The sequence below is a fragment of the Roseibium sp. genome, assembly GCF_965229775.1.
GTDB lineage: Bacteria > Pseudomonadota > Alphaproteobacteria > Rhizobiales > Stappiaceae > Roseibium.
This window is the reverse complement of record NZ_OZ245929.1, coordinates 925,415-951,227: the sequence shown is the minus strand read 5'-3', so window position 1 is coordinate 951,227 and position 25,813 is coordinate 925,415. Positions and strand designations below refer to the sequence as shown.

24 protein-coding genes are annotated in these 25,813 nt (G+C 62.3%); 10 read left to right on the top strand and 14 right to left on the bottom strand.

Translation table 11 applies throughout. From position 1 onward, the window contains the following. Positions 1-211 precede the first annotated feature (211 nt). Positions 212-802 (top strand): TetR/AcrR family transcriptional regulator, encoded by a 591-nt coding sequence (locus ACO07N_RS04125; protein ID WP_421979811.1) that lies wholly within the window; start codon positions 212-214, stop codon positions 800-802. Beyond that, positions 795-1,955: an aromatic ring-hydroxylating oxygenase subunit alpha gene (locus ACO07N_RS04120; protein WP_421979810.1), complete on the top strand. Its 1,161-nt coding sequence runs from the start codon at positions 795-797 to the stop codon at positions 1,953-1,955. Before ACO07N_RS04125 ends, ACO07N_RS04120 begins: the two co-directional genes overlap by 8 nt. 320 nt (positions 1,956-2,275) lie before the next feature. Here the strand turns inward: ACO07N_RS04120 and ACO07N_RS04115 are convergent, their stop codons facing one another. After that, on the bottom strand, positions 2,276-2,962 hold the full coding sequence (locus ACO07N_RS04115; RefSeq protein ID WP_319384147.1) for a M50 family metallopeptidase: 687 nt from the start codon (positions 2,960-2,962) through the stop codon (positions 2,276-2,278). A gap of 87 nt (positions 2,963-3,049) precedes the next feature. After that, a complete protein-coding gene (locus ACO07N_RS04110) occupies positions 3,050-3,655 on the bottom strand; it encodes a DUF6980 family protein (RefSeq protein WP_421979809.1) in 606 nt (201 codons plus the stop codon). Positions 3,656-3,814: 159 nt separating this feature from the next. Here ACO07N_RS04110 and ACO07N_RS04105 point away from each other — a divergent pair, with 159 nt between their 5' ends. Continuing rightward, on the top strand, positions 3,815-4,846 hold the full coding sequence (locus ACO07N_RS04105) for a GlxA family transcriptional regulator (RefSeq protein ID WP_421979808.1): 1,032 nt from the start codon (positions 3,815-3,817) through the stop codon (positions 4,844-4,846). 80 nt (positions 4,847-4,926) lie between these two features. Here ACO07N_RS04105 and ACO07N_RS04100 read toward each other — a convergent pair whose 3' ends face one another. After that, positions 4,927-5,442, bottom strand: a complete 516-nt coding sequence (locus ACO07N_RS04100; protein WP_421979807.1) for a CGNR zinc finger domain-containing protein — start codon at positions 5,440-5,442, stop codon at positions 4,927-4,929. Between the two features lie 93 nt (positions 5,443-5,535). Between ACO07N_RS04100 and ACO07N_RS04095 the strand changes: the two genes are divergently transcribed. Next, entirely contained in the window at positions 5,536-6,207 is a 672-nt protein-coding gene (locus ACO07N_RS04095) for an AzlC family ABC transporter permease (protein WP_421979806.1), read from the top strand. Further along, the gene (locus tag ACO07N_RS04090) at positions 6,197-6,499 is read left to right on the top strand and encodes an AzlD domain-containing protein (protein WP_421979805.1); all 303 of its coding nucleotides are present in this window, start codon (positions 6,197-6,199) and stop codon (positions 6,497-6,499) included. Before ACO07N_RS04095 ends, ACO07N_RS04090 begins: the two co-directional genes overlap by 11 nt. Positions 6,500-6,552: 53 nt before the next feature. Here ACO07N_RS04090 and ACO07N_RS04085 read toward each other — a convergent pair whose 3' ends face one another. The 8 genes from ACO07N_RS04085 to ACO07N_RS04050 form a co-directional block, all read right to left on the bottom strand. Next, complete coding sequence (locus ACO07N_RS04085) at positions 6,553-7,497, bottom strand: 3-hydroxyacyl-CoA dehydrogenase NAD-binding domain-containing protein (RefSeq protein ID WP_421979804.1); 945 nt, start codon at positions 7,495-7,497, stop codon at positions 6,553-6,555. Beyond that, positions 7,497-8,231, bottom strand: a complete 735-nt coding sequence (locus ACO07N_RS04080) for an SDR family NAD(P)-dependent oxidoreductase (RefSeq protein ID WP_421979803.1) — start codon at positions 8,229-8,231, stop codon at positions 7,497-7,499. The genes ACO07N_RS04085 and ACO07N_RS04080 overlap by 1 nt, the downstream gene beginning before the upstream one ends. After that, positions 8,231-9,649, bottom strand: coding sequence for an aminobutyraldehyde dehydrogenase (locus tag ACO07N_RS04075; RefSeq protein WP_421979802.1), 1,419 nt, complete (start codon positions 9,647-9,649; stop codon positions 8,231-8,233). Before ACO07N_RS04075 ends, ACO07N_RS04080 begins: the two co-directional genes overlap by 1 nt. A gap of 12 nt (positions 9,650-9,661) precedes the next feature. Continuing rightward, positions 9,662-10,597 (bottom strand): 3-keto-5-aminohexanoate cleavage protein, encoded by a 936-nt coding sequence (locus ACO07N_RS04070; protein ID WP_421979801.1) that lies wholly within the window; start codon positions 10,595-10,597, stop codon positions 9,662-9,664. Then, positions 10,594-11,388 (bottom strand): SDR family NAD(P)-dependent oxidoreductase, encoded by a 795-nt coding sequence (locus ACO07N_RS04065; RefSeq protein ID WP_421979800.1) that lies wholly within the window; start codon positions 11,386-11,388, stop codon positions 10,594-10,596. Before ACO07N_RS04065 ends, ACO07N_RS04070 begins: the two co-directional genes overlap by 4 nt. After that, entirely contained in the window at positions 11,378-12,919 is a 1,542-nt protein-coding gene (gene betC / locus ACO07N_RS04060) for a choline-sulfatase (RefSeq protein WP_421979799.1), read from the bottom strand. Before betC ends, ACO07N_RS04065 begins: the two co-directional genes overlap by 11 nt. Next, complete coding sequence (locus ACO07N_RS04055) at positions 12,916-14,037, bottom strand: aromatic ring-hydroxylating oxygenase subunit alpha (protein ID WP_421979798.1); 1,122 nt, start codon at positions 14,035-14,037, stop codon at positions 12,916-12,918. Before ACO07N_RS04055 ends, betC begins: the two co-directional genes overlap by 4 nt. A 128-nt stretch (positions 14,038-14,165) precedes the next feature. Then, on the bottom strand, positions 14,166-15,056 hold the full coding sequence (locus ACO07N_RS04050; protein WP_421979797.1) for a LysR family transcriptional regulator: 891 nt from the start codon (positions 15,054-15,056) through the stop codon (positions 14,166-14,168). Between the two features lie 97 nt (positions 15,057-15,153). Here ACO07N_RS04050 and ACO07N_RS04045 point away from each other — a divergent pair, with 97 nt between their 5' ends. Genes ACO07N_RS04045 through ACO07N_RS04035 form a run of 3 tightly spaced genes read left to right on the top strand, consistent with a single transcriptional unit; the run spans position 15,154 to position 17,505 of the window. Further along, positions 15,154-16,020: a phytanoyl-CoA dioxygenase family protein gene (locus tag ACO07N_RS04045; RefSeq protein ID WP_421979796.1), complete on the top strand. Its 867-nt coding sequence runs from the start codon at positions 15,154-15,156 to the stop codon at positions 16,018-16,020. Next, positions 16,017-16,631 carry an HD domain-containing protein gene (locus ACO07N_RS04040; protein ID WP_421979795.1) on the top strand — a complete coding sequence of 205 codons (615 nt, stop codon included), beginning with the start codon at positions 16,017-16,019 and terminating at the stop codon, positions 16,629-16,631. The genes ACO07N_RS04045 and ACO07N_RS04040 overlap by 4 nt, the downstream gene beginning before the upstream one ends. Before the next feature lie 25 nt (positions 16,632-16,656). Then, positions 16,657-17,505 carry a 3-methyl-2-oxobutanoate hydroxymethyltransferase gene (locus ACO07N_RS04035; protein WP_421979794.1) on the top strand — a complete coding sequence of 283 codons (849 nt, stop codon included), beginning with the start codon at positions 16,657-16,659 and terminating at the stop codon, positions 17,503-17,505. A gap of 9 nt (positions 17,506-17,514) precedes the next feature. Here the strand turns inward: ACO07N_RS04035 and ACO07N_RS04030 are convergent, their stop codons facing one another. The 3 genes from ACO07N_RS04030 to ACO07N_RS04020 all read right to left on the bottom strand — a co-directional run bounded on the left by ACO07N_RS04030 (position 17,515) and on the right by ACO07N_RS04020 (position 21,407). After that, positions 17,515-18,549 (bottom strand): peptidoglycan -binding protein, encoded by a 1,035-nt coding sequence (locus ACO07N_RS04030; protein WP_319384130.1) that lies wholly within the window; start codon positions 18,547-18,549, stop codon positions 17,515-17,517. A 6-nt stretch (positions 18,550-18,555) separates the two neighbouring features. Beyond that, complete coding sequence (locus ACO07N_RS04025; RefSeq protein WP_421979793.1) at positions 18,556-19,545, bottom strand: flagellar motor protein MotA; 990 nt, start codon at positions 19,543-19,545, stop codon at positions 18,556-18,558. Positions 19,546-19,745: 200 nt separating this feature from the next. After that, on the bottom strand, positions 19,746-21,407 hold the full coding sequence (locus ACO07N_RS04020; RefSeq protein WP_421979792.1) for an alpha/beta hydrolase: 1,662 nt from the start codon (positions 21,405-21,407) through the stop codon (positions 19,746-19,748). A 382-nt stretch (positions 21,408-21,789) separates the two neighbouring features. On the opposite strand from ACO07N_RS04020, the gene ACO07N_RS04015 reads away from it, so the two are divergent. Both ACO07N_RS04015 and ACO07N_RS04010 read left to right on the top strand, forming a co-directional pair. After that, complete coding sequence (locus tag ACO07N_RS04015) at positions 21,790-23,145, top strand: SWIM zinc finger family protein (RefSeq protein ID WP_421979791.1); 1,356 nt, start codon at positions 21,790-21,792, stop codon at positions 23,143-23,145. Further along, positions 23,127-25,802, top strand: coding sequence for a DUF6493 family protein (locus tag ACO07N_RS04010; RefSeq protein WP_421979790.1), 2,676 nt, complete (start codon positions 23,127-23,129; stop codon positions 25,800-25,802). The genes ACO07N_RS04015 and ACO07N_RS04010 overlap by 19 nt, the downstream gene beginning before the upstream one ends. Positions 25,803-25,813: the final 11 nt, after the last annotated feature.

Genomic DNA, 25,813 nt, shown 5'->3' with positions numbered 1-25,813 from the left:
ACAGCCGGCGGTTTTGTTTTTCAGTGTGCTCCCGCACGCGGTCGCGGTGGTGTTTGCCAAACGCTGAGAGGACTTCGCGGCTTGAACCGGGTTCTGCGCCGGTAGTCCATCCGGACGTTCCAGGAGACTGCATCAAAATTATCAAGCTTGACAATTAAATGCGTTTGCCTAAATTGATTGTCAGGATTGAAAATTTACTTGGAGATGTGGATTGGCACGGCCGGAGATCAAGGAGGACCGCCGGGAACAGATCCTGGATGCATTCGAACACTGTGTCGCGCGCTACGGGCTGGAGGGGGCGACGCTGGGCAAGACGGCCGAGATCGCCGGTCTGGCAAGGCCGCTCATCCGGCATAATGTCGGCAACAAGGAGGCCCTTCAGGAGGCCCTGGTGAAACGATTTCTCGCGCGCAGCAGAACGGCGATGGAAGACCTGGTGTCATCACTGCCGGACGAGAACCGCCTCGAGACGCTTCTGGATGTCCTGTTCGACCCGCGTGGCGCCAATCCTCAGCTTGTCCTGGTTTTCAACGCGTTGAGTGCGGCAGCCCCAGGGGATCCGGTGCTCGCAAGGCAGCTGCAACATTGGCTGGACGATTTCGTCAAACGCCTTGAAGACGTGCTTGCGCGCAGTTGTCCGCGTGCGCCTGCCGAGCTTCTGCAAACAGTCGCCGCGGGACTGTCCGGCATCTACTTCAACGTCGAGGCGCTCTATCCGATCGGGATCAGTGCGCGGTTCGTCACCTCTTCCAAATCTGCTGCAAAGCTTCTGTTGACTGCACTGGAGGCTCACAATGACTGACGCCGAGCGTCTGCGCCCCGACGCCTATTTCAGCCAGGACCGGTTCATGCTCGAACGCGCGACGCTGTTTCGCGATGCCTGGGCATTTGCCGGCACGGTCCGGGACTTTACCGAACCCGGAGACTACCGGCTTGTGGAGGTCGGAGCGTCGGTGGTTCTGGTGGTTCTGGACAAGACCGGGGATCTCAACGCATTTCACAATTTCTGCCGCCACCGCGGTTCGACCTTGCTGGACAATGCGACAGGGAATACCGGTGGGGCGATCGTGTGCCCGTATCACCGCTGGACCTTCGGTCTTGACGGTGCCTTGCGGGGCGTCCCGGACATGCGCAGCTGTTTCGCCGATCTCGATCGGACAAAACTCGGTCTGAAACCGGCGGCGGTCGGTGTCTTCAAGGACCTCGTCTTCGTCAATCCGAATGCCGGGGCATCCTTTGAAGCCTGGGTGAAGCCGATCGCGGACAAGGCGTGGCCGCATGACCTGTTTTCCAGTGATGTCAAGGAGGCCGTTCCGCTCGTCTACGACCTCAAGTGCAACTGGAAGGTCTTTGCCGAGAACGCCCTGGACGGGTATCACCTTGCCTATCTTCACGAAAACACGCTCGGCGGACCCGCGCCGGACAAGAATGTCTGGGAGCAGGCCGGGGATCACATGATCTGGTATGCCAACGAAGAAGGGGTGCGGCACCGCCTGCCACTGAAGATCCGCGAGGAGGCGGGTTCGTCGGGTCGCATCGAAAGCGCGTCTGAGCCGGGGTATGGCGGTGTCTTTTTTCTCTTCCCGCTCACCTTGATCGTTCCGACGCCCTACGGGTTCTCGATCACCTCGCTCAAGCCTTACGCCCCGGCGAAGACGCGGCTGGAGGTCCGCCAGTGGGTCGGCCCGTGGCAATGGACGGACGAGCGCGGCTCCATTCCGGGTTACGACAAGAAGACAGGGGTGATTTCCTCGGACAACTGGACCAGGCCCGCTCTGGAAACCGGTGACTTTCAGACAGAGGATATCTGGATCTGCGAAAAGACACAGCGCGGTCTGGAGATGCCCGGTTTCGAGTTCGGACCACTCTCGCGCGGTCCGGGGGCGGAGGATCCGATCCGGTGGTTCCACGCCAGTCTCGCCGAGACTATGGACCGGACGGCGGCAGAAGCCTAGGTGATGGACCCATAAATGAGACTGAAATGGCATGGGAAATGGCGAGATCCCGTCAGGAAGGGTGTGCGGAGCGGGCTTCCTGCCCGGTCAAGCACGCTGACGACACGGGGTGAAGCCATTTCCATGTCCTTCGGATTTGACCGGATTGCGCCTCCCCGGCGTCGCGAAAGGCTTGAAAATGAACCACATTTCCTGCGCTTCCGCTCCTTGAGGAGAAGCAATCCGCCTCAAACCATTTCGGCCTCATTTTTGAGTCCATCACCTAGCAGGCCCTTCAGCGGGCAATCTCCGGGACCGGCCACCGTTCGGAAAAGCCGGGCTTACTCCCGGGTCTTTTCGCGGAACGAGAGGTTACTGTCGGCGCCGAGCCCGTACCGGATGCAGCAGAAAATCGCGGCGAGGCTCAAGAGGAGCCAGAGACCACCCCAGAACAGGGTCGTTCCGCCGAATTCGTCGGCCAGCATGTAGGCGTCGGAGCGGGCACCGGACCGGCGGATCGTGTCGTCGAAAATGTCATAGGGCACGTAGATGATGCTCGACAGACCGATCACGCGCAGCACCATGTCATTGACGGGCCGGCTCAGGTAGCGCGCGATCGCCAGCATGCCAAGGCCGGTGACCCCGCAGAACAGAAGCGCAAACCAGTCCCGGACGTAAAGAACGGTAACGAGAAGGGTCAGGCAGCCGAAGATTGCCAGAACGGCGCGGTCGGCATGTGTTCGTAGGGCGATGACCAGCAGCACGATTCCGATCACGAGCGATCCGAGATAGCCTGCCGACAGGGTGATGAAGCGGTTGCCGCCTCTTGAAATCACGTGTCCCCCCTGGTTGGGAGACACCGAAAGATCGACCACCGACCCCCCGGTCAGCACGGTGGCAATGGCATGAGCGAGTTCGTGCAGGAACACGATCAGGATCTTCAGCGGGATGACTGCCGGCGTGTTCCACAAGAGGAACAGGACAAGCGTGATCGCGATGAGTTGCCAGTGGCCCTTGAGAAGCTGCATGGGTCTGATTGGACCGGGGGCAGGGTGGAAGTCAAGAGTACCGGTTTCGCGAGATCCAACAGCTTCTTCTGAGCACCCGAAGGGCGGTTAGAGCCCGCGTTCGATCCACCAGGTCTCGTTGAAATAGTCGCCGCTCAGCTTTTCGCGTGCCTCATCTGTCGACCAGTCGTCGGTGCCCATCAGATCCTCGATCAGGTCAAACCACCGGTCCGCGAGATCCTCCGGCAGTTTCCGGCCGCTCCACGGGCAATGGCTGATGGTGCGCAGCGCGGGACCCCAGGTCTCCTTGAGGCCGAAGCGCCGGATCGACGGATCGTAGAGGATCGGGGTCTGCGGGTTGCAGGCCTGCGTCAGGAGCTCGGGAAAGGTATCGTAAAGAGCGGACTTGCGGGGATCGAGGCCAAGCTGTTCCAGCACATGCCGGTTGTCGATCGCAATGCCGGTGAGGGCGCGATCGTGATAGGCGTCCCAGGCCTTTTCCTCTTGCGTTTCGACAAAGGGATGTTTTTCGCCGCGGGCGGCGGCTTCCTTTTCGGCCTGCTCGCGCTCGGCCTCCTGCGCGTCCGCTGCCTCGCAGAATTTTTCGTGAAGATCCAGCCCCCGGCGCAACAGGACGGTATCGCGCTCGATGGTCCGTTCCCATTGTTCGGTCGAGACTTTCGGACCGGGGATTTCAGCATCGGAACCTGGCATGATTTCTCCTGTTCTGGCGATGGGAAGCGGGTCCGGCTGTCGAACTTTCCGGTTTTTTGAGTTTCCGTATCTTAGCAGGGTCGAACCGATTGATGTCACGCGCGCAGGCTTGCGGCAGGCCGATTTGATTTTTCCGGCCGTCTATATACAAAATTGGCCATGTCCGTTGATCAGGCCGACCCCGTCAGGATCGTCATTCTCGTCACGCCGCATTTCAACGTGTCGGCGACAACCTCGTTTATCGATCCGTTTCGGGTCGCCAACTATCTGAATGGAACGGCCCGGTTTTCCTGGACGGTCGTGTCCGACCGGGGCGGGCTTGTACCGTCGAGCAGCGGGCTTAGTGTCGCCACCAGGGCGATTGCCGATCTGAACGCGGCAAAACCCGACCTGGTTCTCGTCAGCACGAGCTGGACCCCGGAACGTCATTACACGGATCGGGTGCTCGGGCCGCTGAAGAAATGGGCGCGCGAAGGCGTGGTCGTCGGCGGGCTCGATACCGGGGCATTCGTGCTCGCGAAGGCCGGACTTCTGGCCGGCAGAACGGCCACAGTGCACTACGAACATATCGACGCCTTGATCGAAGTCGCTCCGGATACGGCCGTCAGCGAGGACCTCTTCGTCATCGACGAGCGGGTCTTCACCTGCTGCGGCGGTTCGGCGTCAACCGACCTGGCGCTTCATTTCCTGCGACGTCATGCCGGCGTCAGCATTGCGAACGCTGCGTCCCGGTACCTGTTTCATCATCACATCCGGTGTGAGGGACATTCGCAGAATCCGAAGGGAACCGAACCGACGGGTCACGCAACGCCGGGCGCCGTGAGACGTGCGATCGATCTGATGGAGCAGAACCTCGAAGACCCGCTTTCCATCCCGGACATCTGTGCACGTCTTCATGTGTCCCAGCGACAGCTCAGCCGCCTGTTCAGACAGTATGTGCGCCGGTCACCGGTCGAATACTACCGCGACATCCGGCTTGACCGGGCGCGCGGGCTGGTGACGCAAACAGAGATGAAGCTTAGCGAAATCGCTGCTGCGTCCGGTTTCAACAGCCAGGTGCATTTCAGCCGGTCTTACAAGCAGCGCTTCGGATTGTCGCCGGGGAGCGACCGGATCGAAGGCCGCGTTCCCTTCGAGTTCCGCGCCTGGCCGATGCACAGTCCCGTGCCGGATACGCAGGGACCGGATTAGGCGGTCATCAGCCGGTCACCGGTCAGGTGTGAGGCGGTGGGCGATGCACAGCGCTGCCGGACTTTACGTCCGGTGCGTGACTAACGGGAAACGGTGCTTTTCCTGGTGCGCTGATAATGCCTTGCGGCCTTTGCCCTGTTGCCGCAACTCTCCATGCTGCACCAGGTCCGCCTGCTGTTCCTGGTCTCATCGATGAACAGCCAGCCGCAGTTGTCACCCGGACACATCTTGAGGCGGCCGTGCTCCCTGGGATCGGTTAGTATGGAGATCGCAGATGCCGCCAGGAGGCCTTCCAGCAGAAGTGGCGTCTCCGCCGGGGTGCCAAAGTCCAACTCCCTGACAGCGTTCAAGGTTTCGGAGCTCTTCGCTTCCAGAAACATCGCCCGAAGATCGGATCTGAGCGATTTCAGCTGATCCAGTGTGCAGCCACAGCGCGCCTCAATCTGCAGCGCTCGCAACCAAACGTCCAGATCAGCCAGGCTGTTCAGTTTCTCGTGTGCCACATCGGCGTTCGCCGTCCAATCGGCGGTGTTGACAAAATCAAGCGCAAGACGTCCGCCGACGGGGCGAACGGGATGTCCTTCGGAATAGCTCATGGCATTTTCTAACCCCTATACAGGTTGACAGGCAAGCTGCAAGGATGTCTAACCTTTATTATGGTTAGAAATTCTCGAAACGTAACGCTGTCGATGTCCGGCGTCTTGCGCGGCATGATGCGGCTGTTGCCGATTTGCCTGTTTGTCATTCCCTTCGGCATCGCGTTTGGCATTGCTGCGACAGACAGCGGAATCGGTCCGGTCAAGGCCACGCTGATGAGCATCTTCGTGTTCACGGCAACGGCGCAATTCGCTGCACTCGACTTCCTTCAGGAGCCTGTGGCGTTCTTTTCCCTCGGGCTGGTTGCGCTGGCGCTGAGCGGCCGGCACCTGATCATGGGTGCCGCTCTGGCCCAATGGGTCAACCGGCTGCCGGCAGGCAAGCGTTTCCTGACACTGATGTTTTTGAGCGATGCAAACTTTGCCGATACGCAATCGCTCCTGCAGCGCGGGGAAACAGACCTCGGGCCGCTTCTCGGAGGCGGACTGATGCTCTGGATCACCTGGGCCGGCAGCACCGCCGCCGGGGCTTTCGGGGGAAACCTGCTCGGCGACACGGACGCTTTCGGCTTTGGCGTCGTGATGCTGTGTTTCTTCGCTGCAACGGCATTCGGAATGGTGCGCTCGACGCCATCCCTCCTGTTGCCGGTTTTCGTCGCAACCGGTGCATCGGTGACGACGCTGCCCTATCTTCCCAATGGCTGGAACATCATTCTGGCCGCACTTCTTGGCGGCGGTGTCGCCGCGATGCGTCATGCTGAGTGACGGTTCCTATTTCGTTGCCGTCGCGGTTCTTGCGCTGGTCGCGCTCGGGACACGGCTGTCCGGCGCCGTACTCATGGCCCGGATAACAATGACGCCTCGCATCGAGAAGTTCCTCGGGGGAGTGTCGGTTTCGGTCATCGCGGCTCTCGTGGCCTCATCTCTTGCCGGGATGGACCTGAAGGCACTTGCGGCGACTGTCAGTGCGATCATCGTCTCTGCGTTTTCCCGGAATGTCATCTGGGCCATGATCGCGGGAATGATTGTGGCGGCTGCCTATCCGCAGGTTTTTTAACCAGGCAGCGCCGGTTGCAGATCGCGAACATGCGGCAAACCACCTGGCGTACATCAATCCGAAGCCCGGTCCCTGAGCGACCGGGTTGCGGCCTGGAGCGCGACCAGCATCCTGTCCCGCTCTTCGGAAAGCTCCCGGGGACTGCGTCCCCGTGACTGCTCGTTCATCCCGGCAACCAGTTTCTCGATCACGTCCTCGTCCAGGCGCGGGTCTCCGAGACCCTCCCACCAGCCGTTGAACGTCTCCCTGAAATGATCGCAGAAGGCCTCAAGGCCGCCGTCGCCTGCGCCCAGGTGAAACAGCATCGTCGGTCCCATCGCGGCCCACCTGAGGCCGGGTCCGGCCCACATCGCCTTGTCGATGTCTTCCACGCTGGCAACACCTTCGACGGCCATGTAAACGGCCTCGCGCCAGACAGCCGCCTGCAGGCGGTTGGCCACATGACCGGGCATGCCTTTCCTGATGCGGATCGTGACCTTGCCGATCGCCTCGTAGAAGGCTTCCGTCGTATCGAGCGCCGCCGGATCGGTCCTTTCGTTGGCCGTCAACTCAACGAGAGGAATGAGATGCGGCGGGTTGAAAGGATGGCCCAGAACGAAGTTCGCCGGATCTTTCCATCCCTCCTGCAGGGCTTCCAGCGTCAGGCCCGACGTGGAACTGGACACGATCGCGGTCCTTGAAAGAACCGGCTCGATTTCAGCGTAGATCGCGTGTTTGAGCGGCAGCCGCTCCGGAACGTTTTCCTGGATGAAACCCGCGCCCGCGGACGCATCGGCGGCGGTTTTCGAGAACGAGACCCGTCCGGCTGTTGCTCCGGATGCAAGACCGAGGGCCTCCAGGGACGGCCAGGCGGTTTCGATGTAGGTCTTCACTTTCGTCTCGGCATCCGGGGCCGGATCATAGACGGTGACGTCACGACCGGAGGCGAGAAACAAGGCGGTCCAGCTTGCGCCGATGACACCGGCACCCAGAACCGCAACATTTGAAATCTGGTTCATCAGAACAGTCCCGGATTGAGCGGAGAGGCAGCGGTCATGCCGCCGTCGACCGTGAAGAGTTGACCGGTGGCGAAGCCGGCCTCGTCCGAGGCAAGCCAGACCGCCATGGCGGCAATGTCGCGGGGCTGGCCGAAGCGCCGCACCGCGTGACGCTGAAGTGCATCAGACCTGGCTCTTTCCGGATCGTTTGCAAGGTCGAACCCGGCGTCGAGCATGCCGGTCTCGATCCAGCCAGGACAAATCGCGTTGCAGCGGACCGTTGGACCGTGATCGACCGCGATGGATCGTGTCAATCCGTGGACGAAGGCCTTCGATGCATTGTAGAGCGCCATGGACGGGTCGGCGACATTGCCCGATATCGAGCCGATATTGATGATCGATCCACCCGCGCGCATCAATGGAATGAAGGCGCGGCAGGTGTTGAACACGCCACGTGCATTCGTGTTCATCACGTGGTCCCAGTCCGCGTCCGTGCTGTCGACAACGGTCTTTTCCACCTGGACGCCGGCATTGTTGACCAGGATGTCGAGCGCTTCGAAGGACGCCGCCGCAGCCGTGACAGCCCCGGGATCAGCGACATCCAGGGTCAGCCAGTCCGCCGGATACCCGGCAGGTTTCTCGCCGCGGCCGCAGGCGGTGACATGCGCGCCCTCGGCCAGAAAGGCATCGACTATGCCTTTGCCGATCCCCTGCCTGCCACCAGTCACAAAGGCTTTCTTTCGGGCCAGACGCATCAGTGGGCAACCATGACGTGGCGGATCGATGTATAGGCGTCGAGCGCATAGACGGACATGTCGCACCCGGTGCCGGACCCCTTCATCGCGGCCCAAGGCATTTCCGGCGTCGCCATGCCGTGGGTGTTCACCCAGGTGAAGCCGTAGCGCAGTCTGGACGTCATGCGCATGGCGAGGCCGATATCGCGGGTCCAGACCGAGGACGCAAGACCATAGGATCCGGCATTGGCGATCTTCAGGGCCTCATCGGCATCGGAAAAGCGCGAAACCGTGATGACCGGCCCGAAGACCTCGTCGCAGGCGATTTCCGACGCATTGTCGACATCGGCAATCACGGTGGGATCAAAGAAAAACCCTGGCCCGCTGCCAGAGCTCCCTCCCAGCACGATCTCTGCGCTTGCCCCGGCACGCTCGACGAAGCCCGCCACCCTGTCCCTTTGTGCCGCCGAGACGAGGGGTCCCATCTCGGTTCCCTCTTCCTTCGGCGCTCCGGTCCTGATCTGGCCGACCTGGTCGGCAATGGCGGTGACAAGGCGGTCATAGGCACTGTCGGCGACCAGCACGCGGCAGGGCTGGGCGCAATCCTGACCGGCATTGAAATAACTGCCATAGCGGATGGTTTCCGCGACCGCATCCAGATCAGCATCGTCAAAGACGATGACCGGGGCCTTGCCGCCGAGTTCCAGATGGACGTGCCGAATCTGGCTGGATGCTGCCCGCATGGCGGCCATGCCCGTTGCAGGTGACCCCGTGACGCTGATCGCTTCCATCTTCGGGCTGTTCATCAGCGCGCTGCCAACTGTCGGGCCGCGCCCGTGGATGATGTTGACAACGCCCCTGGGCACCACGTCCTGCAGCAGTTCGCCAAGCTTCAGGGTTGACAGGGGCGTGAGTTCGGACGGCTTCAGAACAACGGAACACCCGGCCGCGATCGGGGCCGCCAGTTTCCAGCTCGCCATCATCAAAGGATAGTTCCACGGGGCAATCGCGGCGACCGGGCCGACCGGATCACGCCGGATCATGGAGGTGTGCCCGGCGATGTATTCGCCTGCTGCCGAGCCGGTCATCGTGCGGGCCGCGCCAGCAAAAAAGCGGAATACGTCGATCGTCAGCGGCATCTCGTCGTCGTGGGCGGACGGCCAGGGCTTGCCGACATCAAGGCTTTCCAGCTCCGCCAGTTCCAGGCTGTTTCGTTCAATCACGTCCGCGATCTGCAGAAGCAGCGCCGAGCGTTCCGCAGGTGTTGTTGCGGAGAACGTTTCGAAGGCCTCGGCAGCGGCGTTCACCGCCGCATCGATTTGGTCTTCGCCGGCTTCCTTCACGGTTTCCACCGCCGCTTCGCTGGCAGGGTTCAGGACCGCCAGGCCCTCACCGGTTCCCTCTACCAGCTCCCCGTCTATCAACATGCGTGTCTGCATATCCAATCCTCCCTAGAAGCCGACCTTGTCACCACCCTTGAGCGCCAGCCGTTCGCGCGCCTCCGCCGGTGTGGCGATGGAAAGGCCAAGACTTTCCAGAATGCCGCGAATGCGCCTGACCTGCTGTGCGTTGGAGGTCGCAAGCTCACCTTTGCCGATGAAGAGGCTGTCCTCCAGACCGACACGCAGGTTGCCGCCCAGCATCGCGCTTTGGGTTGCAAACGGCATCTGGTGGCGCCCGGCGGCAAGCACCGACCACTCATAGTTCTCCGGACCGAAGAGCTCGTCCGCCTTCTTGTGCAGATGCAGGAGGTTGTCCGCGTCCGCACCCATTCCGCCGAGGATGCCGAACACCAGCTGGATGAAGAACGGCGGCCTGATCAGACCCTGATCGACAAACCATTTGACGTTGTAGAGATGGCCGAGGTCGTAGCACTCGAACTCGAATTTTGTTCCGTGGTCGCCGCCCAGTTTCTCGATCGCGTAGCGGATCGTGCGGAAAGTGTTGGGGAAAATGAAGTCCTCGGTCATCTCCAGGAACGGCCGCTCCCAGTCATGCTCGAACTCGGTGTATTTCTGCAGCATCGGAAAGATGCCGAAATTCATCGAGCCCATGTTGAGGGACGCCATTTCCGGGCTGGCGGTGGTCGCGGCCAGAAGCCGCTCATCCATCGTCATTCCGAGACCGCCGCCGGTCGAGACGTTGATGACCGCATCGGTGGACTGCTTGATCACCGGCAGGAACTGGTTGAATGTTTCCGGCCTCGGATCGGGCTTGCCGGTTTCCGGGTCACGCGCGTGCAGGTGGATGATGGAGGCTCCGGCCTCGGCCGCCTCGATGCTGGCCGTTGCGATCTCCGCCGGGGTGACCGGCAGGTGGGGCGACATGGACGGTGTATGAATGCCGCCGGTCGGGGCACAGGTGATGATAACGGATCTGGGCATCACAGCCTCATCTGCTGAACTTGGGCCGACAGGCCGCCATCGAGGACCCAAAGCTGTCCGGAGGCATAGCGCGCTTCGTCCGAGGCCAGCCAGTTGACCAGATTGGCAATGTCTTCCGGCGTTCCATAGGTGCGCATCGGGTGCACGTCCCGGACGGCCTGCTGCAGGGTTTCGATGTTGCCGCCACCGCCGCCCGAGCCATCTCCGTCGAAGAAGCTCTGCAGCATGGGCGTGTCTATATAGCCGGGGCAGATCGCATTTACTCGTATACCGTCCGGACCGTGATCACAGGCCATGGCCCGGGTGAGCGCATGCACGGCACCCTTGGTGGCGCAATAGGCGGCAAGCCCCGGATCGGCGATGAAACCGTCATAGGAGCCGAAATTGATCAGGCTGGCGCTTGGCCCCGATTGGGCTGCCCGGCGCAAAAGCGGGAGCGCATATTTCGATGTCAGGAAGGTCCCGGTCACGTTGACCGCGAACGAGCGGTTCCACTCTTCAAGGGACGTGTCCTCGATGGTCTTCTCGATCTCGATTCCGGCGGCGTTGACGAGTATATCGAGCTTGCCGTCTTCCTCCCGGATCTGTTCCATCGCATTGATCGCATCGGCCTCGCTGGTCACGTCCAGTTTGAGGAACCGGCTGCCATCATCTTCAGCAATGTCAAGAGAACCCTCGGGGCTGAGGTCGGCGGCATGGACCTTCGCGCCTTCCTTCACAAAACGCGCGACGATCGCGCGGCCAATCCCTCCCCTTGCGCCCGTAACGAGCGCGACCTTGCCATCAAGCATCATTCTTTTTCTCCTTCAGCGGAGGGTAACGGTAGCGATTGGCGGCAACCGTCCAGTCCATGTGGTTGCGGACATATTGCTGGCTGGCATCGGACGGCGGATTGTAGTCCCAGGCTTCGCCGGCGCCCGCTTCCATGGCCGCGTGCAGCGCACGGCGTGACTTTTGAGTGGCCATGACCTTGCGGCGCAGTTCCGCCCCGTTCCAGCGCCGGGCGACTTCATCGGCAAAGCGGGCGGTAATGTCAGCATATTGCGGGTCCGCGGCGAGGTTGGTTCTTTCTTGGGGATCGCGTTTCAGATCGTAAAGCTGCGGCGGGTCGCTGTCGCAATGAATGTATTTCATCGAACCGCGGCGGATCATGATCACCGGGTGGGCCGTCATTTCCGCGCAGTATTCGCCGATGGCCTCGTCGACGGGGTCCTGTTCACCGCGCGCGAGCGGAAGCAGGCTGCGGCCATCGATCGGCTCTCCGAGCATGTCCGGCGTGCCGCCCGCAATCTCCAGGAAGGTCGGCAGCAAATCGACCAGGGAGCATGCGTTCGGCGTATCGCCGTTTGCGATGCCGGGGCCTGCCATGACAAGCGGCACGCGCGCGGAGTACTCAAAGAAATTCATCTTGTACCAGAGGCCGCGCTCACCGAGCATGTCGCCGTGATCCGCCGTCACGATCACGATCGTGTTGTCCAGCTCGTTGATCTCATCGAGGGTGTCGACGATCTCCCCGATCTTGCTGTCGAAATAGCTGACGTTGGCAAAATAGGCCTGGCGCGCCCGGCGGACTTCCTCCTCGCTCAGCGGGACGTAGGACGCTTCGATCCCGTCCATGAGCCGGCGTGAAAACGGGTCCTGGTCTTCAAGGCGCGGAACATCGGCGGGAAGCGGAATGTCCACATCCTCGTAGAGGTTCCACCATTCCGGCCGCGCAACATAGGGATCGTGGGGATGAATGAAGCTTGCCACCAGCGCGAAGGGCGCCCTTTCCCCCACCGTCCTGTCGCGCGCCCGGTCGAACAGCCAGCGGCGGGCCGCGAAACCGACCTCGTCGTCGTAGTCGATCTGGAAGGTGGCATGGGCAATACCGCTTTCCTTCACGGTCTGCATGTTGTGATACCACTTGTCGATCCGCTCATCCGCGGCTTCCCAGTCCGGCGTCCAGGCAAAATCGGACGGATAGATGTCCGTCGTCACCCGGTCCTGGAAACCGTGCATCTGGTCTGGTCCGACAAAGTGCATCTTGCCGGAAAGGCAGGTCCGGTAGCCGAGCGCCTTCAGGTAATGGGCGAAGGTCGGGATGGAGGCCCTGAATTCCGATGCGTTGTCATAAGCGGCAATTCGGCTGATCAACTGCCCGGACATGAAGGCAAAGCGCGAGGGCGCGCAGAGCGGTGAATTGCAATAAGCGGCATCGAAACGCATGCCGCGCGCGGCCAGCGCATCGAGATGCGGTGTCTTGACCAGGGGATGCCCGTAAGCGCCGGTAAAGTGCGGTGCCAGCTGGTCGGCCATCACCACGACGATGTTGGGCGCCGTCACGCGGCGCCCCTTGCATAGGCATCCAGCACCAGGCCGTGAAAATGGTGGACCGCATGTTCCGATTTTCCCGAGCCGTCCGGGTCGTGAACGATGCGTCCCTGCGTGAAGGCCGGGGTTTTCATGCCGCGCTGGACGCTTTCGACAAGACCGATATCCTCGACCTGCAGCACCTCGTCGAGATAGCGGATCGCATCGCGTTCCATGTCGTTCGGTTCCGGCGTTTCCAGGAAGAAGTCATAGGTCTCCAGCGTACGGTCCGGTCCGACCGGGATGATGTTGAGCACGATCATGCTGGAGCGGCCCGGGTAGCGCATCAGGCAGGTGGTCGGCCACAGCCACCAGACCGCATGGGTCCGGACACTGGCATTGGAGACATCATACGCGCTGTTGGCAGCGTTGCCCGCATCCGCCATGTGGCTGGAATAGATGCCGTGTGTCGTCACCTTGTAGGTCTCCATGTCGACCAGATCGCAGAAATCCTTGTGTGCCGTCGGGCAATGGTAGCACTCGAGGAAATTGTCGACGACGTTCTTCCAGTTGGACTTGATGTCGTAGGTCAGGCGATGGCCGAAAGTCAGCTGATCGATGTCCGGGGCCCAGTGCCTGATCTCGGTTTCCAGGTCTCCCGACTGTTCCGACAGGGGTCGTGCGTGACGGTCCAGGTTGACGAAGACGAAGCCGCAAAACTCCTCGACCCGGACTTCGTCGAGACAGATGTCCGCGGTGTCGAAATCCTGGAGCGATTCCGTGTGCGGTGCCCGGACGAGCTGTCCGTCCAGGCGGTAAACCCAGGCATGGTAGGGACACATGATTCGCGTGGTCGAGCCTTCGCCGGACAGGAGTTCATGCGCCCGGTGCTTGCAGACATTGTAGAAGGCGCGCAGAACGCCGTCCTTCGCACGCACCACCGCAATCGGATGGCCTGCGATCTCGACGGTCACGTAGGATCCCGGTTCGCGTGTCTTTTCGGCATGGCACACCCATTGCCACGTCCGTGCGAGGATCGCGTTCACGTCGGATCTGAACCAGTCCGGTTCCACATAGGCCGCCGCCTGAAGTGAACTGGAACGCGACGGATCGGGGTCGTAACCGGATGCGATTTCTGTTGTCTCGGACACGCCGTTTCCCTCCCAAAGGCTCCTTTTAGCTTGCCTGCTGAGGTGTCAGGGCAACAAACTTTTCTGGCCGTGATCTTAGCTTTTTTCGCCATCAGCCGCACAGCCACATGGGATGTGGGGGAGGGTTTCTATGGATCCAGTGTCCGGCGCGTTTTCTCGGCTTCGCTGCAAATCCACGAAAGGAACGCCTTCGCGTGGGGATCGAGCAGGGCACCCGCCGCATGAAGGACGTGATACTCCTCGACCCCGCGCATGCCGAAGCCCGGAAGGCACGGCACAAGCCCATATCTTGCGACCAGATCGTTGCTTGCCGGCGGGCGGGCGAGTGCAATGCCGCCATGGGCGCCGGCAAGTGAAAGTGCACTGAGCGTCGTGTCGACATAGGTCACGCGCGCGCCGCCGGGGAGCACCTCGCCGCCAAAGATCTGGACCCAGTTGCGCCGGTGATCGGCAACTTCGATCAGGGGATGCGCGAGGGCATCGTCGAGCGTGCGGACCTGCGCGGCAATCTCTGGATGGGCGACCGGTTCGAGCCGTTCGCCAAAGAGGGCTTCTCCCTCTGTCCCCGGCGGGGGCGGCCCGAATGCGATCCAGAGCGTCGCGGTTCTGGGCGGCGTTTCCGGCCGGCCGAGCAGGGAATGGAGTTCGAGCGTCACGTTCGGGTGTGCCGATGTGAAGCCGGGAAGCCGCGGGATCAGCCAGCCGACGGAAAACGCCATTGAAACGCCGATCACCAGCGGCGGTCCACCGGGAGCGGCCAGAGAGGCGGCAGCCATTTCCATCCGCCCGAGCGCATCGCCGACAACACCCAACAGGCCGCGGCCGGCTTCGGTCAGCGAAACGCCCGCTGCCGCCCGCTCAAAAAGGGGGCGGCCCAGATGCGCCTCCAGGGCACGGATCTGCTGGCTCACGGCCGGAGGCGACATGGCAAGGTTCTCGGCAGCCCGCGCGAAACTGCCGGAGCGCGCGGCGGCCTCGAACACCCGCAGCCAGTTCAAAGAGGGAATGCGTTTGCTCATGAATTCAGCATAAGCTCAGCTTATCCTGATGGGCAAGAGATCTGTCTTCTCATCGTGGTTTCACCCTGTAGCTTCAGGCGAAATGGAGGAGACCCTGATGCTTGATTTCACACCAAGCCATCTCAACGACTATCGCCAGAACGGGTTTTTTGCCGGCCTTCCGGTTTTTTCCGCAAGCGAAGCCGCGCAGCTGCGCCGGGAGATCGAAGCGCTTGAGGCCGAACATGGTGACGGCGCCGGCGGATACGACCTTGCCCAGTTCTTCCGGGTCAACGGACACGTGGTCATTCCGATGCTCGCCGAGGCCGCCCGGACACCCGCCATTCTCGACGCGGTCGAGAGCGTGCTCGGACCGGATCTGCTTGCCTGGTCGGTGGAGCTCTTCATCAAGGAACCGGGCAGCAGGAAGACCGTTTCCTGGCACCAGGACATCACCTTTTGGGGGATGGGGGAGACCGATGACGAGGTGACGGCCTGGGTGGCCTTGTCGGACGTCTCCGTCGAGGCGGGCTGCATGCGTTTCATCCCGGGCAGCCACAAGGGCCGGATCGCCGAACATGAAGACACGTTTGACGCGGACAATCTCCTGTCGCGCGGGCAATCGATTGCGGGCGTCGATGAGACCGCTGCCGTGCACGGACCTTTGAAGCCCGGCGAGATGTCGCTGCATCACGGACGCTGCTTTCACGCGTCCGGCGCCAACAACAGCCAGGACCGCCGGATCGGGCTCGCCATTCGCTACGTCACCCCCGCCGTGCGCGATCATGCGCCCGGGCGTGACTGGGCCATGCCGGTCCGGGGAGAAACCCCCCGTGGCGGCTGGGACTGCATCGCCGGACCACGCGGGCTCTTTCATCCGGCCGATCTTGCGCTCTATGATCGGATACTGGCCGGCCAGGCCGAAACACTTTCCGCTGGCGCCGAACAGACCGTAGGAATGTATGCGCAGGGAGATGCCTCATGAGCCAGACCGTCAGTTTCACCGCAATGAAGGACGGCACGAAGGAAGACTACGACCTTCTGGAAAAGCTGGAAAAACCGTTCCTGGCCCTGACCGCGGACCGTGTGCTCGACGAGCTGCGCCGGGCGGGAGAAGCAACGCTCGAGGGCTACAAGATCACCCGTCTCGAACATGGCCTTCAGTCCGGAACCCGGGCGCTCCGGGACGGCGCGGACATCGACTGGGTCGTCGGGGCCCTGCTGCACGATGTCGGCGACGGGCTTGCGCCGCAGAACCACGACAAGATGTCGGCGGAAGTGATCCGTCCCTTCGTGAGGTGGGAAGTCGCCTGGACGGTCGAGCATCACGGCATCTTCCAGACGCTCTATTTCGGTCATCACTATGGCTGGGACCGCAACGCGCGTGACCGATATCGGGACCACCCGCTGTTCGACACATGCGCCGCATTCTGCGAGCACTGGGACCAGTCCAGCTTCGATCCGGACTATGTGAGCGAACCGCTGGAAACTTTCGAGCCCATGGTGCGTGAAGTGTTTGCCCGCAAGGCCTATGATCCGGCCGTGATCCGCGAGAATGAAATCACCGGACTTCCGGAACTGCTCGCACAAGCCTGACCGGCCCGGAAAAGGAACCGACCCCATGAAGCGGATCTACGACTTCAGCCGGAACCCGGCGAAGCGCAACTACACCGTGGCCGACCTGCGCGCGCTGAAGGGATCGGGACGCACGCTGTCGATGGCCAATCCGGCCGACAATGATGAATTGAAAGCCTGCGTCGAGGCGGGCATCGATCTGTTTGTTGTCGGCGCCGACCAGATGGAGGATGTCCGGCGGATCGCGCCGCATCACTTCACCGGCGCGGGATCGACCTGGGCGCAGTTCGGCTCGGATGACGAGATCATCGCCCATGCCTACGAGACCATGCGCAACGGCGCGGACATGTATTACACGCTGCGGTCCTTCGACGTGATGGAGCGGATGGCGCGCGACGGCATCCCGGTTCAAAGCCATATCGGCCTGATCCCGACCTTCAGCCATCACTGCGGCGGCCTGCGCGCCTGGGGCCGGACTGCCGATGAGGCCATGAAGATCTTCGAGACGCTCAAGCGCATGGAAGATGCCGGGGTGTTTGCCGTGGAAGCGGAATGCATTGCGGAGGAGGTTCTGGCCGCGATCAACGACAAGACCTCCATCGTGACCTTTTCGCTGGGGTCGGGAAAAGCGGGCGATGCCATCTTCTCCTTCGTTGCGGATATTTGCGGCGAGGCAAGCGAGGAAGAAACACCGCCGAAACACGCCTACGCCTTTGGCAATGTCGGGCGCCTGCACAGGCAGATCCACGAAGAGCGCGTGGCCGCGCTCGGAAAATTCCACGCCGAGGTCAGGGGCCAGAACTTTCCCTACAGCCAGACCAATATCGGCATGCGTGAGGGCGAACAGGAAAAGATGCTCGAAGCACTGGACAAATGGATGCCGACGCATCGGTGAGGGCGGCGGTCAGCGCTCCGTGAGCTTCAGTTCGATGCGGCGGTTCCTTGCGAGGACCTCGGGCTCCTCTCCCTCTTCCAGAGGCTGGAATTCACCGAAACCGGCGGCGACCAGACGTTTTGGGTCAACGCCTTTTTCGATCAGATAGCGCACGACGGAAATCGCACGGGCCGCCGACAGCTCCCAGTTGTTGCGTAGGCGTCCGGTGCCGGACAGGGGGCGGGCGTCCGTGTGCCCGTCGACCCGGAGGACCCAGTTGATCTCGTCGGGGATCTGTGCGCTGAGTTCCTGAATGGCTTCCGCCAGCTTTTCGAGTTCCTGTTCACCGGCCGGGTTGATGTCCTCGGAGCCGGAATCAAACAGGACCTCGGACTGGAACACGAAGCGGTCACCGACCACGGAGATGTCGGACCGTTGCGACAGGATTTCCCGCAGACGTCCGAAGAAGTCGGACCGGTAGCGCGACAGTTCCTGAACGCGCTGGACGAGGGCCGCGTTCAGCCGGCGGCCGAGACTTGCAATCTTGGCCTGGCTGTCCGCTTCCTTGGCCTCGGAGGCTTCGAGAGCGGCGTTGGCCGCCGCGATCTGCCGCCGGAGCGCGGCGATCTGCTGGTTCAGCAGTTCGACCTGGGCAAGGGCCTCCTGGCTGACCTGGCGCTCGTCGTCCAGAAGGTTTTCCAGCTGTGCGGCCCTCCCGCCGGCGGCGTCGGCGGCGCCCGAACTGCTTTCCAGAAGCCCCAGCAATCGGCTCTGTTCCGTTTCGGCATCGGAAAGGCTCGCCTGCAGGCCGAGGATCGTGTCTTCCAGTTCGCCGGAGGCTGCGCGTTCCAGCGCAAGAAGTTCCGTCAGTTCGCTGATCTGGGCATTCAGCCTGTTGAGCACCGTATCGCGCCCGGACAGCTGCTGCGACAGGAAGAACTGCGCGATCATGAAAATCGACAGGAGGAAGATGATGACAAGCAGGAGGGTTGCCATCGCATCGACGAAGCCGGGCCAGTAATCCGTTGTCTGGGCGCGGCGCCGGGCGCGCAATCCTGCGGCCATCGGATCTTACTCCTTCGCGCGATCGAACGCGGCTGAGATCGACGTCAGCAGCCCTTCGATGCGTTTCTGCTGTTCGCCCTGTGCTTCCGCCCAGTCCCGCATCATCTGCTGTTCGGAGCGGACATGCTTGACCAGCCCTTGGATGCCTTCGGCGAGATTGGCCATGGCCTGCGCCGCGTTCTTGCCGCCGCCGTCCTCGACGCTTTTCTGAAGTGTCTGGATCGAGGCCTGTATCTGTTCGACACCCGGCGCATCGGGTGCATTGAAGAGACCGTCTTCGGGATCGATGTCGGTGACGGTCGAAAGCCAGTCCTCAAGTTCGTTGTAGAACCGGTTCTGGGCCTGGCCCGCCTGCAGGTCGAGAAAGCCCAGGACAAGGGATCCGGTGAGGCCGAAGAGTGAGGATGAAAACGCGGTGCCCATGCCGGAAAGGGGGGCTTCCAGACCGGCCTTGAGATCCTCGAAGATCACGTTGGCATCACCCGAACCGACGTCGAGCGACTGGATGGTCGCGCCGACCGAACTCACGGTCTGGAGCAGGCCCCAGAAGGTGCCGAGCAGACCGAGGAAGACGAGCAGGCCGGTGAGGTAGCGCGACATCTCGCGGGATTCCTCCAGGCGCATGCCGATGGAATCGAGAATGGAGCGCGCCGTCGTCGGCGTCAGCGCCATGTCTCCGGCCTTGTTGCCGAGCAGGGCCGCCATCGGTGCAAGCAGAACGGGCGAACGGGTGTCGAGCGCCGGATCGCCCATCCGGAAACTGTTCACCCAGGAAATTTCCGGAAACAGCCGGATGACCCTGCCGAACAGCAAAAGCACGCCGAACACGCCCACCAGCACGATGAGCCCGTTCAGGCCGGGATTGCTCATGAAGGCGACGGAAATCTGCGGAAACAGGATGAAGGCGATGAAGGCGACGATCACCAGGAAGATGATCATGAAGGTCAGATACGCCCTCGGGCTGGACAGACTGTAAGGGTCAAATTCACGGGCCATATTGCGCAATCAATCGCCTGTTTCAGAGGTAACCCCTTGATAGCGTGATTTTTAACACCTTGGAAACCTCTTATCGCCGTCGGGGCTCAATAATGTCTGGAAAGCTTGGATTCCCTCGCATTCGGCGCGAAGCCCCGCTGCGTGCCTCCGCGCGCGGCGGACACCCGATTCGGTGCCCGTGGATGGGCATCGACCTAAGATCAGTTGGAACAGCCGTTCTGGAACCCGAGGTCGCAATGGGCCTTCAGGCGTTGCGTGTCCGCATCCGTCCAGCCTTCGGGCGCGGTCACCTGGACCCAGGGCTCGATATAGTCCTGTGCATAGTAGGCATGGCCGTGTCCGGGCGGCGCTCCGAAAGCCAGCGCCATGTCGAGCGCGAGCTGGAACTGGGTGACGACCGGAATGAAGGTGAGATGCTCTGATGCGTCCGGGGCCGGCGGATCGTTCATCCAGGGCGGTGCGCGCCAGAGCGAGAAAGGATCGTAGAAGACGATCGGATCGCTTGAATACTGCAGGAAAACGATGCGCATGCCGCCCCAGCCGGCGGGCGCTTCCGACGCGTCGGCGTAATGGGAAGCGTAGCGCACGAGCGAGCCGTCTCCGATCTCCGGCAACACCCATGGCGTGCCCGGATTGCGCGCGTTCTGCACGTAATTCCAGAGATCGGAGGGAAATGGCGGGCCGGCCCAGAACGCGCCGTCAATCGGATCACCGACCATGCGGAACAGGTTGGTGCCGTACATGGAGGACCAGGCTCCCAGACTGAGGCCATGGGCGTAGAGCCTCGGGCGGCTGTCCTTCGGCAAGGTCTTCCAATGGTCGTGCACGACTTCCAGAAGGGCGGTCGCCTGGTCCAGACCTGTCCGCGTTTCCAGGATCAGCGCAAGGGGCGACTGCAGGTAGGAGTACTGGGCGCTGACCGTCGCGATGTTGCCGTTGTGCATGTATTCGAGCGGATCATGGGACCCCGGATCCATCCATCCGGTCCCGGTCGGACTGGTGACGATCAGGACCTCACGCTCGAAGGCGTTGAGCCGCTTGAGTTCCTCAAGCGCGAGCTTTGCCCGGTCTTCCGGCGTCTCTGCGTTCGCGCGGCCGACATAGACCCGGATCGGATCCATGGCCGGTTTGCCGGTGAAGGCGGAGATCGCTTCCCTGTCCGGTCCGGACAGCACGAAATCACGCCCGGGCTTGCCCATGGCGGCCCAATCGACCCGCGAGGCGGAGGATCCCGTCTGGCGCGGATCATCCGGTGGCGGCGGGGCCGCGTCAAAGAGCTGTTGCGCCGTCTCGTAGCTTTCGTCAAGACCGGTCACGACACGATCGAGAATGCCGTCGCGCGTCACCACGAACAGGATCAGGATCACCGCGACAACACCGAGAACATTGGCCCGGCGCGCCGGCATGAAGCGGTAGAAGCGCGACCGGATCCAGCGGAACAGGGCAACAACGAGCGCACCGATCAGGTAGGCGACGACAAAGGTGAGCGTTGCACTGACCAGTATCGTCACGAGATGTTGAGCTTCCGCGGGTTCGAGACCCATCTTGACCCGCAGTTCGTTCTGCCATTTCAGACTGGATGTTGCGGTCCAGAGAATGAACAGGAGCGTGGCCGCGGCGAGCACGAGATTGGCGCTCAAGGCGGCCTTGCCGCGCAGACGCGGCAGGTCCGCAGCCCGCCAGACCAGGTCGACGATCTTGCCCAACAGGTAGCCGAGCGCGATGACGATGCCGCCAAGGATGCCCTGGACCAGCGGGCCACGCGGAATAAGGGAAGGGGTCAGTGAAGCGGCGAAGAACAGGAGCCCGAGCATGAGACAGGGAACAGACAGACCCGTCACCAGAGAGCGAAGCCAACCCATTGCACTCATCCCCGCAAATGTTGCCGCGTGCGCGGCCGGGCCTGCCGTGTCTGAAGACCCGGCGGTTCGACGATAACCGCCGTGACGGCCTTTTCGCGCGCTGCAGCAAAGACGCTGTTTGGACAAGCTTAGCGTAAGCCATCTGAAAGTTAAGAGAAATCTCGGCCAGCGTCGCTGTACGCACGGCGGTCCGTCCGGGGTGTGGTCCGCGTCTTCGTTGAAACATGGGCTCATGAACGGCAACGGCTGCCGTTCGAACAGGTTCGCCGGCGCGCGACCCCTTGGAACTTATGACAATTGTTAGGATTTATTTTTATCCCGTTTTAATTGAAATGCGTCACAAGACTGCGACTTGCATTTTTGTTTGACGGGGTCCCCTCCATTGCCCGCGACCGACAAAACCTACCGATATTCGGCAGCTTCCGGGTTCCTGGCGAATGCGGAAGAAGCCCGGTTGTCCCTGGCATCCGATTGCGGTGTTTCGCCGTCGACCTCCGGACGGTTCCTGAGTGCTCGCGTGCTTTACCCCGATGTCACCGCCAAGGGGCTGCGCGCCGTCTCCGAAACGGTGGCCGCACGCTATTATGTTCCGCCCGCCATGCTCACAAGGATCCTGCGTGAGGCCGATCCCGTGGCAACCGTCAGTCCTGGAGCGGTGCGCTTCGAAGGTTTTTCGGCTTGCTGCAGCGTCTATGCCAGGATGGATCTGATGCCGGGTGCACTGGATGTCAGCCACGCCAGCAACGGGACAACGAATGTCGATTTCGGGGCCGATTTGCGGGGCGCGCTGGCGAATGTCGGCCGGGAGGCAGAATTCCACCTCGACATCGAGGTGGACGGCGTCGGTATCACGCGTGACGCCAAGACCATTGTCGAGCGCAAAGTGCCGCTGCCGTTGCGCTGGATCAGGGGATTTTCCGAAGTCCAGGTTGTCCAGGCGCAGATGCGGCCTTTCTTTCATCTGCCGCGCGTTGCCGCACAGCGTTTCCTTCGTGCCTTGCCGCGCGGCAAGGACGACAGCGTCCAGTGGGTGAGCGCGAGCGGAGGTGTCGCCAGACTGTCGTCCCGCCTGGTCGAAGGTGCGGTCATGCTGCGTGGCGGTCACCGGCTGCGGATCCTGGAAACAATGATCAGCCGCTCCAATGGCCTGGAGGTTTTCAGCGCGCCGGCGACAGGGGCAAGCGCATGGTCGCTCGATTTCGGAAGCCAGCGCTTCTGGCTGGTCCTGAACGCGGAACCCTGGCGCGGATTTTCCGGTGACGGCGGCACCCTGTCGGGCCTGGCAGCGTCCTCGGTCAACGCGGTTGCAGCGGTCCGTGCCCAGCTCAACTGGCAGGACAGGATCGATATCGCAACACTGGCATCCGCGACCGGACTTGACGCGGACACCGTCGAGAGCGCGCTTGCCGAGCTCGCAGCCAGAGGCCTCGTCGGTTTCGATCTCGGCCAGGGCGGCTATTTCCACCGGGTTCTGCCGTTTGATCTCGCGCCGCTGGACGAGCTCAATCCGCGGCTTAAGGCAGCGCAAGCGCTTTGTGACACCGGTGCGGTCACACTGGGTCAATCTGCGGCGAGCGTCATGAGCCGTGACGTTGTCCACACAGTCGAGCGGGACGGAGATGGCTGGCGCTGCACCTGTGCCTGGTTTGCCAAACATGGCCGTCAAAGAGGGCCCTGCAAGCATGTGCTGGCGGTTGAAATGCAGCTTGAGAGGTCGGCATGCGTGAAGACGAACTGATTTCGATCCTTACGACGAAAAAGGCGCGTACCGCGCTTGAGAGCCTGGCCGCGATCCCGCAGGCCGACAGGCGACCGCATGCAAAGGCGGTCGCGAAGCTCTATTCGGACCATGTGCTGTTCGGGTTCGAGCAGCGCGGGGACAAGGGCACAAAACCGCGTGACCGTGATGCGGTCATCATTGGCCTCTTCGCGACGGCGACCCTTTCGGAACTGAAGAAACTGGGCTTCGTTCCCGTTCCGGCATCGGTGCCGATCCAGGATGTTTTCAGGGTTCTGGAACTGGATTTCGCGCAGGGCCTCGTCGACCATCTCGTCGAACAAAATCCGCATGCCATCGGCAATGCGGCCCCGCTCTGGCAGGCGGGCCTTGCAAACAGACCGGAAAGCGACGGCATCATCCTCGGCTATTACGGCATATGGCACGAGCGTTGGGGAGCCGATGAAGAGGTTCTGCTTTCCAGGGACGTCTGGCGCTTCTTCGAAGTCGAGGGTGGGGGCGAGTTCAGTCTTGCCAATCATGACAAGTTCGCAAAACAGGGCACGCCGACATGGTCCGACCGGCTGATCGGTTACGCGGAAGCCGGCCGGCTTGACCGCCAGAGGCTGCTTGATGCCTCGCTTGACGCCCTTGAGCGGGACTTCGGCCAATATCGCGCGGGCTGGTACTCGCGCTTCCATACGGCGCTGGCACCAACGAAGGAGGAGATCGCCGCGCGGTCCGGGCGCTATCTCGGGCTTCTGTCCTCTTCCGTTCCGCCGACGGTGTCTTTCGCGCTGAAATTCGTCAAGGTGGCGGACACGTCGTCACCTCTGGACGCCGGGACACTGCTCGCAGGCCTGGCACCTGCGCTGCAGGCGCGCTCCAAGGGGTCTGTTCTGGCCGCCCTGAAGCTTGTTGAACGGGCGGCCGCGCGTGACGAAGGTGTCCGCTCCGCGGCTCTGGAGGCAGCGGCGCTGGCGCTGGTGTCGGAAGACGCCGGGGTTCAGACCGCTGCTCTTGATCTTGTCGGGAAACTGGGTAAGGGCGATGAAGCACACCTGCAGGCACTTCTCGCTGACTATGTGGATCTGATGGTGCCGTCCCTTCGGAGCCGGATTGCCGACATGGCCGGGAGTACGGCTCGGCCGGGTGACGGCGCGGCGCCAGTCCATTGCGCGCCAGCGCAGGCCGTCGCAATTACTCCGGTCGGAACCCCCGCTGAAGCGCTGTCGCTTTACCTTTCGGTGCTTGAAACGCCGCGCGACCCTCTTGATGTCGAGCGCGCCATTGACGGGATCTCACGGTTCGGTGCCGAATTGCGCGGGAGCGAGACGCTCCTGTCGCCGCTGAAGAAACGGGCAAAACAGATCTGGGCGAAGCCGGGCGGTGTTGGCGTGCGGGTGGTGCTTGCGCTGACCGGGCGCGGACTTTGCGAAGGCCGGCCGATTGGTTCCCTGACAGGCGACGAGGGCGGGCGTGAAAGCGCGTCTCTTGTCGAGGATACCGGGTTGCAGTCCCTCCACCTTGACCGGAACGGCGAAATGCTCGACCGGGTTCTGAGCGGTGTGTCCGTCCCGCTGCTTTCGCTGCCGGGCGGCAGCAGCGGCATGATTTCAGCAGCAGACCTGTCACAGAGACTGCAGCACTATTCAGCCGCGGGTGTCTCGCCGGGGCCTGCCGACCTGACGCTTGCGCTCCTGCGCCTTGAGACGCAAACGCCGGTTCCGATCAAAAATCACGACCTGAACTCCGAGCCGGGGCGCGCATTCGCCTATGCCCTGGGCCAGGATGTCGAGGTCGGACCGACGCCGGACCTGTGGGCCGCTGCGTGGTGCGCGCGCCGGCCGGTCCGGGAAGACAAACGCGTTGCCGGGCTGTTCGGAAAATCCTTTCCGGAATGCGGTGTCCCGGCGGAGGTGGCGCTTGATGTTGTTCGCAAGGACAGCAAGTGCGGCGCCTATTTCTGGGTGGACGTGGCGGTTCCGATCATGCCGGCGATCGAAGGAGAGGGCGGAGGCTGGCGGTCGATCATGCCCCGACGGGAAGCACAGACGCCTTACATGCTTCGCCATAGCGGCAGATCCTTTGCCGACGTCGCCTGGGCGTCGCTCGTCCGGCCGAATGCGCCCGATCTGTTTTTCCGGCAAGGGCTCCTCGACCAGGATGTCTGGCAGAAGCTGAGCGACAATCATACGCGCGCCTATCTCGAACCCTTTTTCCGTCCGGGTCCGGACATCCGTCCGCTGGGCGCAGGTATCTTGGCCTACTACATGGCGGTGGAGGACAAGTCGGTCACCTCGCTCGCGGCTGAAGCTGCGGTGGAGACCCTGTTGGGCGGGCGTCTTGCGACCCGTGACTTTGCCGCGGCTGTCAGGGCTTTCCTCGTGTCAGGTGCCTTGCCGACGGCGCGCTGGACAAAGGGACTTGCCGTGATGGCCGGGAGGGGTGCTGCGGGACACGTGCGCGAGGCGATAGGTCTGATCCTTGATTTTCCACCCGAACAATGTCCGCGGGACATCGGAGGCATGCTGGAACTCTACTACGAGCTTCACGTGGATGCGGGCACCGTCCCGGAGCGGCCGGAAACGCTCACCTGTCTAGCGTCCTTGCCGGGCGGCGGCAAGACTGCGAAGTTCTCCAGGAAGCTGCTGGCGCTTGCCAAAGAGGCGGCGTGAAACCGACAAAC